Below are 17613 nucleotides of genomic sequence, written 5' to 3'. Positions count from 1 at the left end.
CAGGATGAAAAATTGCCACCGAGCTTGTCGCAAGCATAGATACGCTGCCCTCCTTTGGGGCAAACTCCATGGTTTTTGACCCTTTACCAAGGCCTTTCAATGATCTCTTCGTCTTCGGTCGATGAACAGAGTTTTCGCAAGCTGCTAAGCCGCAACATCGCGCTTCCCCTGGGCGTGGGCGTGCTCAGCGCGGTGGTCTTCGTGTCCCTGATCAGCTATCTGCTCTCGGCGATCCAGTGGGTCCAGCACAGCGATCGGGTGATCAACGGCATCAACCAGGCCGCCAAGCTGACGGTCGACCTGGAAACCGGCATGCGCGGCTTCCTGATCACCGGCGACGAGCATTTTCTCGACCCATATGAAGTGGCCAAGCCGCAGATCTTCAGCGAATTGCGCGAGCTGCGCGGGCTGGTGGCGGACAATCCGCAGCAGGTGGACCGCTTCAAACGCCTGGAAGCCTTGCAGGAAGAGTGGGGCCTGCACGCGAAAAACATGATCGAGATGCGCCGCCAGGAGGGCGATTATCGCCGCTCGGTGCAGTCCGGCCGGGGCAAGCGCCTGACCGACCAGATGCGCAAGGAATACGACGAAGCGGTGGCGATGGAGCAGCAACTGCGGGTCGATCGCAACGCGAATGTCACACGCACCACGATCCTCAGCGTGGTCCTGTACCTGCTGTTCGTGGTGGTGATCAGCGGCCTGCTGGCCTATATCGGGCGCCGCGACCTGCTCAACCTGTCGAAGAGCTACAGCGCCAACCTCGAGGCCCAGCAGCAAAGTGCCCGGAGCCTGGCGCAACAGGCCTGGCTGCGCAGTGGCCAGACCGAACTGGCCGAGCAGTTGCTGGGGCAACTGACGCTGAACCTGCTGGGGCGCAACCTCCTGCAGTTCTGCGCGCAATACCTGGGCAGCGTGGTGGCGGCGCTGTACGTGCGTGAAGAGCACGGCAGCCTCAAGCGCGTGGCCGCCTACGGTTTCTCCCGCGAACAGGAAGAGCGCGAACAGTCGATTTTCCTCGGTGAAGGCATGGTCGGCCAGGCGGCCCAGCAGGACCGGCTGATCCGCCTGGACGAGGTGCCCGCCGATTACTTCAAGGTCAGCTCCGGCCTGGGCGAAGGCGTGCCGCGCAGCGTGCTGGTGGTGCCGACCAGCGACGACGACCGGGTCAACGGGGTGATCGAGCTGGGCTTCCTGCGCGCCCTCAGCGAGCGTGATGTCGAGCTGCTGGAACTGATCGCCGGCAATATCGGCACCGCCATCGAGGGCGCGCGTTATCGCCAGCGCCTGCAGGAAGTGCTGGCCGAAACCCAGCAGCTCAACGAAGAGCTGCAAGTGCAACAGGAAGAACTGAAGACCGCCAACGAGGAGCTCGAGGAACAGTCGCGGGTGCTCAAGGAGTCCCAGGTGCACCTGGAGGCCCAGCAGGTGGAGCTGGAGCAGACCAACGAGCAGCTGGCGGAGCAGCGCGACGCCATGGACCGCAAGAACGGCGAGCTGAACCAGGCCCAGGTGCAGTTGCAGGAGCGTGCCGAGGAGCTGCAGCGTTCGAGCAAGTACAAGTCCGAATTCCTCGCCAATATGTCCCACGAGCTGCGCACGCCGCTGAACAGCTCGCTGATCCTGGCCAAGCTGCTGGCGGAAAACGCCGAGGAAAACCTCAGTGCCGAACAGGTGCAGTTCGCCGAGTCGATTTATTCGGCAGGCAACGATCTGCTCAACCTGATCAACGACATTCTCGATATTTCCAAGGTAGAAGCCGGCAAGCTCGAAGTGCGTCCGGAAAACGCCAGCGTCGCGCGCCTGGTGGAAGGCCTGCGCGGGCTGTTCCAGCCGCTGACCGCGGACAAGGGCCTGGAATTTCGTGTCGAGTTGCAGCCCGGCGCGCCTTCGATGCTGTTCACCGACTGCCAGCGGGTCGAGCAGATTCTCAAGAACCTGCTGTCCAACGCGGTGAAGTTCACCGAGAAGGGCCAGGTCAGCCTGACCGTGTCGCGCGAGCCGGAGGCGGGCATTGCCTTTGCTGTGCGCGACTCAGGGATAGGCATCGCCCCGGAACAGCAGGAAAGCATTTTCGAAGCCTTCCGCCAGGCCGATGGCACCACCAATCGCCGTTACGGCGGCACGGGCCTGGGGTTGTCGATTTCCCGCGACCTGGCGGCATTGCTCGGCGGTTCGATCACGGTCGCCAGCGAGCCGGGGCAGGGCAGTGTCTTCACCCTGGTGCTGCCGGAACAATACGTCGAGCACGCACCAGAGCCGCAAGAGGCGGCCAGGCCCGCCGCCGTGCGGGTGATGCCGGCGCCGAGCAAACCGGCTACGCCGCCGGTTCCCCCGGTGCCCGAGGTGGAGATTGCGCGTTTCGCCGACGATCGCGACAAGGCGCCGTTCGCCACCCGCTGCATCCTGGTGGTGGAGGACGAACCGAACTTTGCCCACATTCTGTATGACCTGGCCCACGAGCTGGGTTACCAGTGCCTGGTGGCCCACGGCGCCGACGAGGGCTACAGCCTGGCCGAGCAGTTCGTGCCGGACGCGATCCTGCTGGACATGCGCCTGCCGGATCATTCCGGCCTGACGGTGTTGCAGCGCCTTAAGGCGCATGCCACCACCCGGCATATCCCGGTGCATGTGATCTCCGTGGAAGACCGGGTCGAGGCCGCCATGCACATGGGCGCCATCGGCTACGCGGTCAAGCCCACCACCCGGCAAGAGCTCAAGGACGTGTTCGCCCGCCTGGAGGCCAAGCTCACCCAGAAGGTCAAGCGTGTGCTGCTGGTGGAGGACGACGATCTGCAGCGCGACAGCATCGCCCGGCTGATCGGCGACGACGACATCGAGATCACCGCCGTCGGCCTGGCCCAGGAGGCCCTGGAGCTGCTGCGCGACAACCTCTACGACTGCATGGTCATCGACCTGAAGCTGCCGGACATGCTCGGCAACGACCTGCTCAAGCGCATGTCCACCGAGGACATCTGCTCGTTCCCGCCGGTGATCGTCTATACCGGGCGCAACCTGACCCGCGACGAAGAGGCGGAGCTGCGCAAGTATTCGCGCTCGATCATCATCAAGGGCGCGCGCTCGCCCGAGCGCCTGCTGGACGAAGTGACCCTGTTCCTGCACAAGGTCGAGTCGCAGCTGTCCCACGAGCGGCAGAAGATGCTCAAGGCCGCCCGCAGCCGCGACAAGGTCTTCGAGGGGCGCAAGGTCCTGCTGGTGGACGACGACGTGCGCAATATCTTCGCCCTCACCAGCGCCCTGGAGCAGAAAGGCGCGATCGTGGTCATCGGCCGCAACGGCCATGAGGCGATCGCCAAGCTCAACGAAGTCGAGGACATCGACCTGGTGCTGATGGATGTGATGATGCCCGAGATGGACGGCTACGAAGCCACCCAGGAAATCCGCAAGCAGCCGCGCTGGCGCAAGCTGCCGATCATCGCGGTGACCGCCAAGGCCATGAAGGACGATCAGGAGCGCTGCCTGCAGGCCGGGGCCAACGATTACCTGGCCAAGCCGATCGACCTCGACCGGCTGTTTTCCCTCATTCGAGTCTGGTTACCCAAGATGGAAAGAATCTAGTGGAGCGCAATACCGAGATCGAACTGCGCCTGTTGATCGAAGCTATCTACCTCAAGTACAGCTACGACTTCCGCGATTACTCCGGCGCCTCGATCAAGCGCCGGATCAACCATGCGCTGCGCCAGTTCGAATGCAAGACCATTTCCGCCCTGCAGGAGCGGGTGCTGCACGATCCGGGCGCGTTCATGCAGCTGCTGCAGTTCCTGACGATCCCGGTCAGCGAGATGTTTCGCGACCCGTCGCACTTCCTGGCGATTCGCCAGGAAGTGGTGCCGCTGCTCAAGACCTATCCCTCGATCAAGGTCTGGATCGCTGGCTGCAGCACCGGCGAAGAGGTCTATTCCATGGCCATCCTGTTGCGCGAGGAAGGGTTGCTGGAGCGCACCATCATCTACGCCACCGATATCAATCCCAGCTCCCTGGAGAAGGCCAAGCAGGGCATCTTTTCCCTGGAGAACATCCGCGCCTACACCCAGAACTACCAGCAGGCCGGCGGTTTGCGCTCCTTTGCCGACTACTACACGGCGGCCTACGACTACGCTATCTTCGACAAGACCTTGCGTGAGAACGTGACCTTCGCCGATCACAGCCTGGCGACCGACAGCGTGTTTTCCGAAACCCAGCTGATTTCCTGTCGCAACGTGCTGATCTATTTCAACAAGAAGTTGCAGGACCGGGCCTTCGGCCTGTTCCACGAGTCGCTCTGCCACCGTGGGTTCCTGGTGCTGGGCAGCAAGGAAACCCTGGACTTCTCGGCCTACGGCGAGCATTTCGAGCCGCTGGTCAAACAAGAACGGGTCTACCGCAAATCATGAACGATGACGCCAACGGGCAATCCGCCTTGCCGCGGGTCGAGGCCATAGTGATAGGTGCGTCGGCCGGCGGCGTCGAGGCATTGCTGAAAATCTTCACGGCGTTTCCCGAGGGCTTCAGCCTGCCGATAGTGGTGGTGCTGCACCTGCCCGAAGAGCATCGCAGCCAGTTGGCCGAGCTGTTCGCCCAGCGCCTGGCGCTGCCCGTGAAAGAGGCCCGCGACAAGCAGACCATCGAGCGCGGCACCCTGTATTTCGCGGTGCCCGGTTATCACTTGTCGGTGGAGCAGGACCGCAGCCTGTCCCTGAGCCAGGAGGAGCGCGTGCATCATTCGCGTCCCGCCATCGATTACCTGTTCGACTCCGCCGCCGATGCCTATGGCCCGCGCCTGGCCGCGGTGCTGCTGACCGGGGCCAACCAGGACGGCGCCCATGGCCTGGCCCAGGTCAAGCGGCGCGGTGGCCTGAGCATTGTCCAGGACCCGGCCGAGGCCCAGGTGGCGACCATGCCCGAGGCGGCCATCGCGCTGCACCGACCGGATTACATTCTCCCTTTGCACGGCATCAGCCGTCTGCTTGTCGAGCTGGAACGAATCGCATGTTAAGTAATATCCAAGCCAAGCTGCTGATCGTCGACGATCTGCCAGAGAACCTGTTGGCCCTCGAAGCGCTGATCAAGCGCGAGGACCGCCAGGTGTACAAGGCGCTGTCAGCGGACGAGGCATTGTCGCTGTTGCTCCAGCATGAGTTCGCCATGGCCATCCTCGATGTGCAGATGCCCGGCATGAACGGCTTCGAGCTGGCCGAGCTGATGCGCGGCACCGAGAAGACCAAGAACATCCCCATCGTGTTCGTCAGCGCCGCCGGGCGCGAGCTCGACTATGCCTTCAAGGGCTACGAAAGCGGCGCGGTGGACTTTTTGCACAAGCCGCTGGATACCCATGCGGTGAAGAGCAAGGTCAATGTGTTCGTCGACCTGTACCGGCAGAGCAAGGCCATGAAGCAGCAGGTCGAAGCCCTGGAGCAGAGCCGGCGTGAGCAGGAGGCGTTGCTCAAGCAGTTGCAGGCGACCCAGAACGAGCTGGAGCAGGCGGTGCGCATGCGTGACGATTTCATGTCGATCGTCGCCCACGAGGTGCGCACGCCGCTGAACGGCCTGATCCTGGAAACCCAGCTGCGCAAGATGCACCTGGCCCGCGACAACGCCGCCGCCTTCACCCTGGACAAGATGCACGCCATGGTCGACCGCGACGAGCGCCAGATCAAAAGCCTGATCCGCCTGATCGAGGACATGCTGGACATCTCGCGGATCCGTACCGGCAAGCTGTCGATCCGCCCGAGCCGGGTCGACCTGGTGCAGCTGGTTCGCGGCCTGCTGGAGAATTTCGCGCCCCAGGTCGAGGCCGCCGAGTCGTCGATTGCCTTGAGCGCCGAAGACTCGGTGCTCGGCCAGTGGGACGAGTTCCGCATCGAACAGGTGATCTCCAACCTGCTGACCAATGCCTTGCGTTATGGCGCCAAGAGCCCGATCGAAGTACGGGTCTACAGCACAGGGGGGCAGGCGCGGGTCGAAGTGCGCGATCACGGGATTGGCATCAGCGAGGAAAACCAGGCGCGTATCTTCCAGCAGTTCGAGCGCGTCTCTGTCAATCATGCGGTGGCCGGGCTCGGGCTGGGGTTGTTCATTTCCGAGCAGATCGTCACCGCCCATGGCGGCACCATCGAAGTCGACAGCAGGATCGGCGAAGGTGCCCTGTTTCGCGTTTGTCTGCCGCTGTAGGAAAACACCGGCTCCCACGCAACCTTCTGGATGACCGGATGGTCGTATCAGCAGCTATTGACCGAACAAAGGCTTCTCATGAGTGAAGATGCACAAGACGTCGTACTGATCGTCGAAGATGAACCGGTGATTCTGATGTTGCTCGCCGACTATCTGTCGGGCCTGGGCTACCGGGTGTTGCAGGCGGAAAACGGCGAGCAGGCATTCGAGATCCTCGCCAGCAAACCGCACCTGGATGTGATGATCACCGACTACCGGCTGCCGGGCGGGATTACCGGGGTGATGATCGCCGAGCCCGCGGTGAAACTGCGCCCCGACCTCAAGGTGATTTTCATCAGCGGCTATCCCACTGAGATTCTCGAATCCGGCAGCCCCATCGCGAGAAGCGCGCCGATCCTGGCCAAGCCCTTCGACCTCGACAGCCTGCAAGAGCAGATCCAGCGCCTGCTGGCGTAACCTCCCGCAGCCGGCAGCGGGCATGTAGCCGCTAGCAAGATCGTCAATCGACCCTCGCGGCGTATCAGACAACATGCATGTTCAGGACTTGCGCCTGCGGCAGCGGCTACAGGGAATAGCCTTTACAGGCCCTGCTGCAAGGCCGGATCGTCGGGGTTCTGTTGCTCCAGCTGGGCCAGGAGGATCTGCACGTTCTGCAACTGGCCGCTTTCCTTCCAATACTTGATCAACAGCACCCGCGCCTTGCGGTTGGCGGGTTGGCGCTGGACGATTTCCTCGAGCTGTTTCTGCGCCGCTTCCAGCTCTTCTTCGCTGTGCAGGGTGGTGGCCAGGTCATAGCGGTAGTCGGCGTTGTTCGGCTCCAGTTCCACGGCGCGGGACAGGCCAAGCAGGGCGAACTCGCTCTGGTCGTGGTGCAGCAGCCACATGCCCAGGGCGTGTTGCAGGTAGGCGGAATCCTGTTGTGCCTGCAGCTGTTTGGCCAGCAACTGGCGGGCGGCTTCGCTGCGGCCCTGGCGGTCGAGCACCTCCAGTTGCAGGATCACCGCTTGCAGGTTGTCCGGTTGCAGGCTCAAGGCGTGCTCCAGCGTCTGCTGGGCCTGGTCCAGGTTGGCGTTGTGCAGGTACAGGCGCGCCAGCTGGTATTGCGCCTCGACGTTCTCCGGCTGGGCCTTGAGCACCTGGGTGTACTCATCGATCACTTGCTGCAGCGGCCCGAAATACAGGCCCTGTTCATCCGGCGACAAGCCGAGCAGGGCGGTGACGGCGGCGAAGCGCACGCTTTGCACTTCATCGTCCAGCAGCGGGCCGATCAGCAGACTGCGCTGGCGTGCCGGGACCAGGCCGAGCACCGCCTGGATGGCGGCCTCGCGGACCTCGGGCTCGGTGTGGTGCAGGCCGGCGTCGGCCAGTTTCAGTGCCTGTGGGCTGGGGTAGTTGTGCAGCTCGGCGAGCAGGCGGATGCGCCGGCTGTCCGACAGGTCCGGACGCCCCAGCTGTTGATACAGCACCCGCGCCGCGCCGGGCTGGCCGTTGCGCGCCTGTTCCAGCGCCTTGCCGTAACCGTGCCTGATCGCATCCGGCACCACCGGCGGCGTGGTACGCAGGAACAGCCACGCCAGGCCCAGGGCCAATACGACGAGGAGACTGATCAACAGGGTGCGGCGGGGCTTGGTCATGCAGGCATCCATGGCGGGGGCGGCTTTACGAAGGCGCAAGCTTCGGTCAGCTTCCCCTCGGAGTCAAACCCGCTTGCGGGGCGGCGAGCACGACTCGGGTTTTTGCGGCGGGGCGAGGCTGGAAGAGCGGCGCCGGCCGGTCCAATCAGTCTGCTTGACCAAGCGATTGGCGCGAAGGATCGACAGTTCGGAAAAAATTGCCTTCCTGCCGGGAAGGCCGGGACGATAAGCTTTCCCGGCCGCAGACTGACTACGCTAGCCGCAGGTGCACCTTTGTCCAGAACCCATTCATGCAGCCACTGATCAATTACTTCAAGGTCGTGATCCACCCGGGAGGCGCGGTGCTGCGCTTCGCCCTGCGTACCATCGCCGCGGGCCTGTTGACCCTGTACCTGGCGTTCATCTTCGACCTCGACCAGCCCAAGTGGTCGCTGATGGCGGTGATCATCGTCAGCCAGCCCCTGGCCGGCATGGCCCTGGCCCGCAGCTTCGGCCAGGTGGTTGGCACCACCCTGGGGGCCGCGGTGGCGGTGCTGATCATGGCGATCTTCCCCCAGGCGCCGCTGCCGTTCCTGGTCACCCTCGGCCTGTGGCTGGCGTTGTGCACCGCCGGCGGCACCTTGCTGCGCTACACCAGCTCCCAGGCGTTCGTGCTCAGTGGCTACACCGCGGTGGTGGTGGCGATGCTGGCGATCCCCGACCAAGGCAACACCCTGATGCTGGCCATTACCCGGGTCACCGAAACCCTGCTGGCGGTGGCCTGCGTCTGCGTGGTCAGCCTGCTGACGGCGCGGCCCGAGGCCGTGGCCCATGGTTACTTCGCCAAGATCGACCAGGTGCTCAAGTTGCTGGCGACCCACGCCGCGGCGGCGATTCGCACCGACGAAAGCGAGGCCGACTTCCACAAGCGGCAGATGCAGTTGCTGGGCGAGATCAGCGCCCTGGAAGGGTTGCGCCGCCACTTGTATTTCGACGCGCCACGCCTGCGCAGCGCCGACGGCCTGGTGCAATTGCTGGGCAACCAGCTGGTGCTGCTGACCTCGCGCCTCACCGTGCTGCGCCACCAGCGCGAGCTGCTGCGGGCGCGCTGGGTCGGCGAGCTGCCGGAGGCGATCCAGCAACTGCGCGCCGACGAGCTGGCGTTTCTCGATGAACTGGCGCAGCACGGGCGTGCCTTGCCCGCCGCCTCGCGGCAGCAGTTCGCGCACTTGCAGCAGCGCTTCGACGAACAGGCGCGGCGCGCCGAGCGCGAGGCCGATGCCTTGCCCGCCACCTTGCGTTCCCTGGCCTGGGCCCTGCGCTGGGAACAGGCGCGGATGCTCAAGCAGCTCGAAGACATTCTCGAATTCAGCGATGCCATCCAGGACGGCCGCCAGGCCAGTTGCCTGTACCGCCAGGGTCGCTCAAACCCACTGCACCTGGACTGGCCGCTGGCGGCGATGAATGCGCTGCGGGCCTTCACCGCGCTGCTGGTCGCCGGGCTGATCTGGATCGAAACCGCCTGGGACGGCGCGCGTTCGAGCATGGTCTTGGTGGGCATTCTCTGTTCGCTGATGGCGACCTTCCCGCGGCCCTTGGCGGCGGCGCAAAGCTATATGCGCGGCCAGGCCCTGGCGCTGCTGGTCTCGGCGGTCTACGTCTTCGCCCTGGTGCCCTTGATCGGCGATTTCGAATGGCTGGCGCTGTTGCTGGTGCCGCTGCTGTATACGGTCGCGGTGGGCCTGGCCAGCCCGATGACCGCCGGGATCGGCATGGGCCTGGGGCTGTCGAGCCTGCTGATGATCGGCCCGCAGAACATCGGCGCCTGGCAGAACAATGCCGCTCAATGGTTCGAGTTCGCCGGGGCCTATGTCAGCGGCGGGGTGCTGTCGTTGCTGGTCTATGCGTTCATTTTCCCGTTCAACCCGGTGCTGCGCATTCGCCGCTTGTTCCGCGACACCCGCGAGCAGGTGTACGCCTTGCAGAAAACCACGGCCAGCGATGAGGAGCAGTTTGTCTTCGAGAGCCGCATGGTCGACCGCCTGACCCAGATGCTCGGGCTGTTGCCCGCCGCCGGTGACCGGGTTTCCGCCGAACGTTTCGAGACCAGCCTGGCCTGCATGACCCTGGGCGTGGCGATGAACCAGCTCAAACAGCAGAGCCTGGACAACCCCTGGCTGAGCGGCGCGGCCAACGCCGACCTGCAGCAGTTGCTGCGGCGGGTCGGGCGGTATGTAGCGGGGCGTCCGGGGCTGGATGTGGACCCACTGCTGGCGCGGCTGCGGGAGCTGGGCGACCACCTGGACCAGTTGCACGCCGACGACCGACCCCAGGCCCACGAACAGCTGTGGTCGGTGTTCCGCATGCGCGTTTCGCTGCTGATCGTCGGCGCTTTCCTGGAGCGCTACCGCCCCATGCTGCAACCCACGGAAACAGGAGAACCGGCCCTTGCCCATTGATTTCGAATTCGGCGGCGTCTACCTGCCGCCCATTGCCCAGGCCCTGTTGCTGGCCTTGCCGATTTTCCTGCTGCTCGACTGGGGGCTGCGGCGCCTCGGTGTATTGCGTTTCGTCTGGCACGAAGCGTTGTTCGAAGGGGCGCTGTATGCCTGCGTCTGCGCCACGGTCATTCTGTTGATGGGAAGCCTATGAATCTGAAAAATACCCTGGCCCGTTCGATCACCCTGGTGGCGGTAGTGCTGGCGCTGGTGCTGGGCTGGTTCGCCTGGGAGCATTACACCCGGGCGCCCTGGACCCGCGACGCACGGGTGCGGGCCGATGTGGTGACCCTGTCGGCGGACGTCGCCGGGCGCATTGTCAGCCTGCGGGTGCAGGACAACCAGCACGTGGACAAGGGCCAGCTGTTGCTGGAGATCGACCCGGCGCAATATGCCCTGGCCGTGGAACATGCCAAGCGCTCGGTGGAAGTGGCGGTCGCCACCCTCGGCCAGTCCGAGGCGGCGATTGCCGCCAGCGCGGCGCAGCTCAAGCAGCGGCAAAGCGAAGAGCGCCGGCGGCGGACCCTGAAGCAGGGCTTTGCGATTTCCGGCGAGGAGTGGGAAAAGTCCAATACCGATGTGGCGGTGGCCCAGGCCGACCTGTTGCGCGACCAGGCCAACCTCGGCCTGGCCCAGGCCAACGTGCACCTGGCCCAGGCGGCGCTGAAGCAGGCCGAACTGGACCTGCAGCGCACCCGGGTCGAGGCCCCGGTCAGCGGCTACGTGACCAACCTGCAGACCCGCCAGGGCGACCATGCCGCTGCCGGCGCGGCCTTGCTGGCGCTGGTGGACAGCGCTTCTTTCTATGTCAGCGGCTACTTCGAGGAGACCAAGCTGCCGCGGATCGAGGAGGGCAGCGCGGTGCGCATCCAGCTGATGAGCGGCGAGACCTTCAACGGCAAGGTGCAGAGCATCGCCTTTGCCATTACCGACCGCGAGAACTCCCAGGGCAGCCGCCTGCTGGCCAACATCAATCCCAGCTACACCTGGGTCAAGCTGGCGCAGCGGGTGCCGGTGCGGATCGCCATCGACCCCGATTACCCGGGCAAGGACAGGTTGCGCGCCGGCACCACGGCGACGGTGACGGTGCTGGAGTAACGTGCGGCGGTGCCGGGAAGGAGGCTATCGCGGGCAAGCCTCGCTCCTACGAAAGCGTATGAATCTGCAGGAGCGAGCGGGCGGCGATCCGACTTGCCCGCGATGCTTTTCCAGGGCCAAAAAAAAGCCCCGCGACCGAATGAGAACACGGGGCAAAAATTTGGTTGGTTGCGGCCAACCAAAGGAGCTCGGTTGAAGCCTTACTTGCTGGCCACCGTCTCAGGCTGCCAGCCGCCACCCAGGGCCTTGTAGATGGCGACGATGCCACGGTACAGATCGACCTCGGCCTGGGCCTGGGAGTCTTCGGCGGCCAGGCGTTCGCGCTGGGCGTCGAGCAGCACCAGGAAGTCGACGGTGCCTTCGCGGTAGCGGATCTCTGCCAGGTCGGCCGCGGCGCGGCTCGACTCGCTCTGGCGAATCAGCGAGATCAGGCGTTGCTGGCGCTTGCCGTAGTCGCTGAAAGCGTTTTCCGACTCTTCCAGGGCCAGCAGCACTTGCTGCTCGTAGGTCGCCAGGGCGCCGTCGGCGTCGGCATTGGCGCCCCGCAGGCGGGCGCGCACGCTACCCAGGTCGAAGGCCGCCCAGGTAATGCTCGGGCCCAGGGCCCAGGCATTGGCGGCCGAGGAGCCGATCTGCGAACCACGGCCGGCGGTAAAGCCGAGGAAGCCGCTGAGGCTGACCCGCGGGAACAGGTCGGCCTTGGCCACGCCGATCCGCGCGGTGGCGGCGGCCAGCTGGCGTTCGGCGCTGAGGATGTCGGGACGCCGTTGCAGCAGTTCGCCCGGGTCGCCGATCGGCAGGGCCTTGGCAATCGCCGGCAACTGCGCGGGCTTGAGATCGACACTGAGCTTGTCCGGGCGCTCGCCCAGCAGGGTGGCGATACGGTTGCGCTGGCGCACCTGTTCGGCCTGCAGTTGCGGCACGCTGGCCTCTACCGCGGCCAGGCGCGCATCGGCGCGGACCACGTCGAGCTGGTCGCCGACGCCGGCGTCACGCAGGCTTTCGGTGATCTTGCGCGACTCCTGCTGGTTGTCCAGGTTGGCCAGGGCGATCTTTTCCCGCAGCTGGGCGCCGCGCAGTTGGCCGTAGGCGTCCACCAGCTCGGCAATCATGGTGACTTGCAGCTGATAGAGGTCGGCCTCGGCGGCCTGCTGGTCGGCTTCGCTGGCTTCCAGGTTGCGCTGGATGCGGCCGAACAGGTCCAGCTCCCAGGCCATGTCCAGGCCCAGGTCGTAGCGTTCGCTGTTGACCCGGCGGGTTGTCTGCCCAGGGATCTGACCCTTGGCCAGATCGCTGCTGGCGCGGCTGGTGATGGTCGGCATCGCATCGTTGCTGGCGTCGTCGCGGATCGCCCGGGCGGCCCGCAGACGGGCGAAGGCCACGCGCAATTCACGGTTACCCTGCAGGGACTTTGTCACCAGCTGGTTGAGCACCGGGTCGTCGAACTGCTGCCACCAGATGCCTTCGAAGCGCGCGCGGTCAAAATTCTTCTGGCCCGCGGCGCCATCGGCGGCGGCCGCGATATGGGCCGCCTCGGTGGTCGGGGTCTGGTAGTCCGGGCCCACGGCACAGGCGCTCAGGGCCAGTGCCAGCAAGCTCGGCAGGAAGACTTTCAGGCTCATTGTTGCGCCTCCAGTTTCAGGGCACGGGTCGCTTTGCGGGCTTCGCTGCGCTCCACATAGTTGCGGATCAGGACGTAGAACACCGGGGTCAGCAGCAGGCCGAAGAAGGTCACCCCGAGCATCCCGGAGAACACCGCGACACCCATGGCATGACGCATTTCCGCGCCGGCGCCGCTGGAGAACACCAGGGGCACCACACCCATGATGAAGGCGAACGAGGTCATCAGGATCGGCCGCAGGCGCAGGCGGCAGGCTTCCAGGACCGCGGCCAGCGGGTCGAGGCCTTCTTCCTGCTTGTCCTTGGCGAACTCGACGATCAGGATCGCGTTCTTGCACGCCAGGCCCACCAGTACGATCAGGCCGATCTGGGTAAAGATGTTGTTGTCGCCACCGGACAGGATCACCCCGGCGATGGCCGACAGCAGGGTCATGGGCACGATCAGGATCACCGCCAGCGGCAGGCTCCAGCTCTCGTATTGCGCGGCCAGTACCAGGAAGGCCAGCAGCACGCAGAGCGGGAAGACGAACAGCGCGGTGTTACCGGCCAGGATCTGCTGGTAGGTCAGCTCGGTCCATTCGTAGGTCATGCCGTTGGGCAGTTCTTCCTTGAGCAGTTTCTCGATCGCCGCTTCCGCCTGGCCGGAGCTGTAGCCCGGTGCGGCCGCGCCGTTGATTTCCGCGGTGACGAAGCCGTTGTAGTGCATCACGCGGTCCGGCCCCGAGGTATCGCTGACCTTGATGAAGGTCGCCAGCGGGATCATCTCACCCTTGTTGTTGCGTACTTTCAGCTGGCCGATCTGCTCGGCCTCGAGACGGAACTGCTGTTCAGCCTGGACGTTGACCTGGTAGGTACGGCCAAAACGGTTGAAGTCGTTGGCATACAGCGAGCCCAGGTAAACCTGCAGGGTGTCGAAGATATCGCTGATGGCCACGCCGTGGGTCTTGGCCTTTTCCCGGTCGATGGCGGCATCGACCTGAGGCACGTTGACCTGGTAGCTGGTGAACAGCCCGGCCAGTTCCGGCACGCTGCGACTCTTGGTGATGACGTTCTGCACTTCCTTATACAGCTCTTCGTAGCCCATGCCGCCGCGGTCCTCGACCTGCAGGCGGAAGCCGCCGATGGTTCCCAGGCCCTGTACCGGCGGCGGTGGGAAGATCGCCATGTAGGCTTCCTGGATATCGGCGTACTTGCCGTTCAGGGCGCCGGCGATGGCCCCGGCGGACATGCTCGGGTCCTTGCGCTCGTCGAAGGGCTTGAGGGTCACGAACACGATGCCGTTGTTCGGGCTGTTGGTGAAACCGTTGATCGACAGGCCGGGGAAGGCCACCGCGCTTTCCACGCCCGGTTGCTTCAGGGCGATGTCGGACATGCGCTTGATCACGTCCTCGGTGCGGTCCAGGCTCGCGGCGTCCGGCAGTTGGGCGAAGGCCACCAGGTATTGCTTGTCCTGGGCCGGGACGAAGCCCATCGGCGTATGGGCGAAGCCGAACCAGGTCAGCACCATCAGGCCCGCGTAGAGGAACAGGGCGATGCCGCTGCCACGGATCACCCGGCGCACGGTGCCGACGTAGCCACCACTTGCGCGGTCGAAGAAGCGGTTGAAGGGTTTGAACAGCCAGCCACCCAGCAACCTGTCGAGGAACTTGGAGAAGCCGTCCTTCGGTGCGTGGTGATCCTTGAGCAATACCGCGGCCAGGGCCGGCGACAGGGTCAGGGAGTTGAAGGCCGAGATCACCGTGGAGATCGCGATGGTCAGGGCGAACTGCTTGTAGAACTGCCCGGTCAGGCCGCTGATGAAGGCCGCCGGCACGAACACCGCGCAGAGCACCAGGGCGGTGGCGATGATCGGCCCGGTCACTTCGCGCATGGCGCGCTTGGTGGCTTCCACCGGATTCAGGCCGAGGCCGATATTACGCTCGACGTTTTCCACCACCACGATGGCGTCGTCCACCACGATACCGATCGCCAGTACCAGCCCGAACAGCGACAGGGCGTTGAGCGAGAAGCCGAACAGGTGCATCACGGCAAAGGTACCGATCAGCGAGACCGGCACCGCCACCAGCGGGATGATCGAGGCGCGCCAGGTCTGCAGGAACAGGATCACCACCAGCACCACCAGGATCAGCGCTTCGAACAGGGTATGCACCACTGCCTCGATGGAGCCACGCACGAAGATGGTCGGGTCGTAGACGATGCTGAAGTCCATGCCTTGCGGGAAGCTCTGTTTCAGCTCGGCCATCTTGGCCCGCACTTCGTTGGAAATCTCGATGGCGTTGGAGCCAGGGCGCTGGAAGATCGGGATCGCCACCGCCGGCTGGTTGTTCAGCAGCGAACGCAGGGCGTACTGGTTGGAACCCAGCTCGACCCGGGCGATGTCTTTCAGGCGGGTGATCTCGCCGTTGTCGCCGGAGCGGATGATGATGTTCTCGAACTCTTCCTCGGTCACCAGGCGGCCCTGGGTGTTGACCGATAGCTGGAAGCTGGTGGCGCTCGGCGCGGGCGGGGCGCCCAGGGTACCGGCGGCGACCTGGCGGTTCTGCTCGCGAATGGCGGTGACCACGTCGGTGGCGGTCAGGTTGCGCGAAGCGGTCTTGTTCGGATCGAGCCAGACCCGCAGCGAGTAGTCGCCCATGCCGAACAGCTGCACATCGCCGACGCCGCCCAGGCGCGCCAGCTCATCCTTGATATTGAGGATGGCGTAGTTGGACAGGTAGAGCATGTCGTAGCGTTTGTCCGGCGAGGTCAAGTGCACGACCATGGTCAGGTCGGGCGAGGCCTTATCCACGGTGATGCCGATGCGCGTCACCTCTTCAGGCAGCTTGGGCTCGGTGCGGGTCACGCGGTTCTGCACCTGCACCTGGGCGTTGTCCAGGTCGGTGCCCAGGGCGAAGGTGATGGTCAGGGTGATCTTGCCGTCGGCGGTGGACTGCGAGGACATGTAGAGCATGTTCTCGACCCCGGTGATGGCCTGCTCCAGGGGCGCGGCCACGGTTTCGCCGATGACTTTCGGGTTGGCGCCCGGGAAGTTGGCGCGCACCACCACGGTCGGCGGTACCACTTCCGGGTATTCGCTGATGGGCAGCTGGAACAGCGAGATGGAGCCGGCGATCAGGATCAGCAGCGACAGCACCGCTGCGAAGATCGGCCGTGAAATGAAGAATTGGGAGAAATTCATCTTGAGTCTTTTCCCTTAACCGCGTGGAGTCGCAGCGCTGGCCAGTTTCGCAGCCGCTTCAGACGCACCCTTGGCGGGGGCGACTTGAGGCAGGTTGCTGGCTTCCAGGGCCTTTCTTTGTTGCGCCAGGGCGGCGAGGGTTTCCTTGCTGGCCATCGGTACCACTTCAGGGCTGACCGGTGCGCCCGGACGGGCGCGCTGCAGACCCTTGACGATGATGGTGTCGTCCTTGTTCAGGCCGTTGCGCACGATGCGCAGGCCTTCGATCTTCGGCCCCAGCTCGACGGCGCGGTACGCCGGCTTGTTGTCGGCATCCATCACCAGCACGAACTTCTTGCCCAGGTCGGTCCCCACCGCTTCGTCGTTGATCAGCACGGCGGAGTAGGTGCCGCTGCCCACCAGTTTCAGGCGCGCATACAGGCCCGGGGTGTAGCTGCCGTCGGCGTTATCGAACACCGCGCGACCGCGGATGGTGCCGGTCTGCGGGTTGACCTGGTTGTCGACGAAGTTCATCTGGCCCAGGTGCGGGTGGCCTTCTTCATTGGACAGGCCGAGGTAGACCGGGGTGGTCTGGCCACGCTGGCCCTGGCGAGCGAGCTGGGTGTACTTGAGGTACACACGCTCGTCGGCGTCGAAGTAGGCGTAGACCTTGTCGGTGGAGACCACGCTGGTCAGCGGGGTGACATCGGCGGTCACCAGGTTGCCGGCGGTGATTTGCGCACGGCTGACGCGACCGCTGATGGGCGCGCTGACCCGGGTGAAACTCAGGTTGAGCTTGGCCACGTCCAGTTGCGCCTGGATTGCGTCGACTCCGGCGCGGGCTTCCTGGGCGGCGCTGGTGCGGGTGTCGGCCAGCTCGGCGGAGATCGCGTTGCTGGTCAGCAGGCGCTGGCCGCGCTGGGCTTCATTGGCACTACGGGTGGCGGTGGCCCGGGCTTGTTGCAGCTGGGCTTCCAGGCGGCGCACTTCGGCCTGGAACGGCCGTGGGTCGATCTGGAACAGCAGGTCGCCTTTTTTCACCAGGGCTCCTTCGGTGAAGGCCACCTGGTCGATCTGGCCGGAAACCCGTGGGCGGATCTCTACGGTTTCCGGCGCCTCGAGGCGCCCGGTGAACTCGTCCCATTCGTTGACCGGTTGCTCCAGCACCTTGGCCACACTGACTTTGGCGGCGGGCATGTTGGCGGCCGTTTGCGGCGCCTTACCACAGGCGCTCATCACCAGCACAGCCAATAATGCGAGAGGGAAGCGTAAGTGTTTGAGTGACTGTTCCATGGATCATCCGCCAATGTATTTGAGATGGGCGGATGATGCTCGGCAGGGGTTGTATCGCACGAATCGAATGAGCCGAAGGTAACTATCATTCGGAATGATATAAGCGCGATGAAAGCCCTCTAGCATGCACCTTTCGTTAGGGTGCTATCAATTACTTAAATGGAAT

General features: G+C 64.6%; 12 protein-coding genes. 8 read left to right on the top strand and 4 right to left on the bottom strand.

The window, feature by feature from the left end:
- Positions 1-99 precede the first annotated feature (99 nt).
- The 5 genes from C4K27_RS17300 to C4K27_RS17280 all read left to right on the top strand — a co-directional run bounded on the left by C4K27_RS17300 (position 100) and on the right by C4K27_RS17280 (position 6624).
- Positions 100-3576 (top strand): response regulator, encoded by a 3477-nt coding sequence (locus tag C4K27_RS17300; protein WP_053261431.1) that lies wholly within the window; start codon positions 100-102, stop codon positions 3574-3576.
- Entirely contained in the window at positions 3576-4391 is an 816-nt protein-coding gene (locus tag C4K27_RS17295) for a CheR family methyltransferase (protein ID WP_009044145.1), read from the top strand. The genes C4K27_RS17300 and C4K27_RS17295 overlap by 1 nt, the downstream gene beginning before the upstream one ends.
- Positions 4388-4993: a chemotaxis protein CheB gene (locus tag C4K27_RS17290; protein WP_053261430.1), complete on the top strand. Its 606-nt coding sequence runs from the start codon at positions 4388-4390 to the stop codon at positions 4991-4993. The genes C4K27_RS17295 and C4K27_RS17290 overlap by 4 nt, the downstream gene beginning before the upstream one ends.
- Positions 4987-6168, top strand: a complete 1182-nt coding sequence (locus C4K27_RS17285; protein WP_053261429.1) for a hybrid sensor histidine kinase/response regulator — start codon at positions 4987-4989, stop codon at positions 6166-6168. Before C4K27_RS17290 ends, C4K27_RS17285 begins: the two co-directional genes overlap by 7 nt.
- 78 nt (positions 6169-6246) lie before the next feature.
- The gene (locus C4K27_RS17280; RefSeq protein WP_007924849.1) at positions 6247-6624 is read left to right on the top strand and encodes a response regulator; all 378 of its coding nucleotides are present in this window, start codon (positions 6247-6249) and stop codon (positions 6622-6624) included.
- 122 nt (positions 6625-6746) lie between these two features.
- Here the strand turns inward: C4K27_RS17280 and C4K27_RS17275 are convergent, their stop codons facing one another.
- Entirely contained in the window at positions 6747-7802 is a 1056-nt protein-coding gene (locus tag C4K27_RS17275; protein ID WP_053261428.1) for a tetratricopeptide repeat protein, read from the bottom strand.
- 290 nt (positions 7803-8092) lie between these two features.
- Between C4K27_RS17275 and C4K27_RS17270 the strand changes: the two genes are divergently transcribed.
- The 3 genes from C4K27_RS17270 to C4K27_RS17260 are packed head-to-tail and all read left to right on the top strand — an operon-like array spanning position 8093 to position 11377.
- Positions 8093-10240, top strand: a complete 2148-nt coding sequence (locus C4K27_RS17270) for an FUSC family protein (protein ID WP_053261427.1) — start codon at positions 8093-8095, stop codon at positions 10238-10240.
- Positions 10230-10433 carry a DUF1656 domain-containing protein gene (locus C4K27_RS17265; RefSeq protein WP_007924845.1) on the top strand — a complete coding sequence of 68 codons (204 nt, stop codon included), beginning with the start codon at positions 10230-10232 and terminating at the stop codon, positions 10431-10433. Before C4K27_RS17270 ends, C4K27_RS17265 begins: the two co-directional genes overlap by 11 nt.
- Positions 10430-11377, top strand: a complete 948-nt coding sequence (locus tag C4K27_RS17260; RefSeq protein WP_053261426.1) for an HlyD family secretion protein — start codon at positions 10430-10432, stop codon at positions 11375-11377. The genes C4K27_RS17265 and C4K27_RS17260 overlap by 4 nt, the downstream gene beginning before the upstream one ends.
- A 200-nt stretch (positions 11378-11577) precedes the next feature.
- Here C4K27_RS17260 and C4K27_RS17255 read toward each other — a convergent pair whose 3' ends face one another.
- Genes C4K27_RS17255 through mexE form a run of 3 tightly spaced genes read right to left on the bottom strand, consistent with a single transcriptional unit; the run spans position 11578 to position 17447 of the window.
- Positions 11578-12999 carry an efflux transporter outer membrane subunit gene (locus C4K27_RS17255; RefSeq protein ID WP_053261425.1) on the bottom strand — a complete coding sequence of 474 codons (1422 nt, stop codon included), beginning with the start codon at positions 12997-12999 and terminating at the stop codon, positions 11578-11580.
- Complete coding sequence (locus C4K27_RS17250; protein ID WP_053261424.1) at positions 12996-16175, bottom strand: efflux RND transporter permease subunit; 3180 nt, start codon at positions 16173-16175, stop codon at positions 12996-12998. Before C4K27_RS17250 ends, C4K27_RS17255 begins: the two co-directional genes overlap by 4 nt.
- Before the next feature lie 15 nt (positions 16176-16190).
- Positions 16191-17447, bottom strand: a complete 1257-nt coding sequence (gene mexE / locus C4K27_RS17245; RefSeq protein ID WP_007924837.1) for a multidrug efflux RND transporter periplasmic adaptor subunit MexE — start codon at positions 17445-17447, stop codon at positions 16191-16193.
- Positions 17448-17613: the final 166 nt, after the last annotated feature.

The organism is Pseudomonas chlororaphis subsp. chlororaphis, from assembly GCF_003945765.1.
GTDB lineage: Bacteria > Pseudomonadota > Gammaproteobacteria > Pseudomonadales > Pseudomonadaceae > Aquipseudomonas > Aquipseudomonas chlororaphis.
The sequence above is the reverse complement of the archived record's forward strand: the minus strand, read 5'-3'. Positions and strand labels throughout refer to the sequence as shown.

What these genes read in the sequence shown, in the direction of transcription:
- C4K27_RS17300 (WP_053261431.1), top strand. Translation starts at nt 100, where the DNA reads ATGATCTCTTCGTCTTCGGTCGATGAACAGAGTTTTCGCAAGCTGCTA.
- C4K27_RS17290 (WP_053261430.1), top strand. Translation starts at nt 4,388, where the DNA reads ATGAACGATGACGCCAACGGGCAATCCGCCTTGCCGCGGGTCGAGGCC.
- C4K27_RS17285 (WP_053261429.1), top strand. Translation starts at nt 4,987, where the DNA reads ATGTTAAGTAATATCCAAGCCAAGCTGCTGATCGTCGACGATCTGCCA.
- C4K27_RS17280 (WP_007924849.1), top strand. Translation starts at nt 6,247, where the DNA reads ATGAGTGAAGATGCACAAGACGTCGTACTGATCGTCGAAGATGAACCG.
- C4K27_RS17275 (WP_053261428.1), bottom strand. Translation starts at nt 7,802, where the DNA reads ATGACCAAGCCCCGCCGCACCCTGTTGATCAGTCTCCTCGTCGTATTG.
- C4K27_RS17270 (WP_053261427.1), top strand. Translation starts at nt 8,093, where the DNA reads ATGCAGCCACTGATCAATTACTTCAAGGTCGTGATCCACCCGGGAGGC.
- C4K27_RS17260 (WP_053261426.1), top strand. Translation starts at nt 10,430, where the DNA reads ATGAATCTGAAAAATACCCTGGCCCGTTCGATCACCCTGGTGGCGGTA.
- C4K27_RS17255 (WP_053261425.1), bottom strand. Translation starts at nt 12,999, where the DNA reads ATGAGCCTGAAAGTCTTCCTGCCGAGCTTGCTGGCACTGGCCCTGAGC.
- C4K27_RS17250 (WP_053261424.1), bottom strand. Translation starts at nt 16,175, where the DNA reads ATGAATTTCTCCCAATTCTTCATTTCACGGCCGATCTTCGCAGCGGTG.
- mexE (WP_007924837.1), bottom strand. Translation starts at nt 17,447, where the DNA reads ATGGAACAGTCACTCAAACACTTACGCTTCCCTCTCGCATTATTGGCT.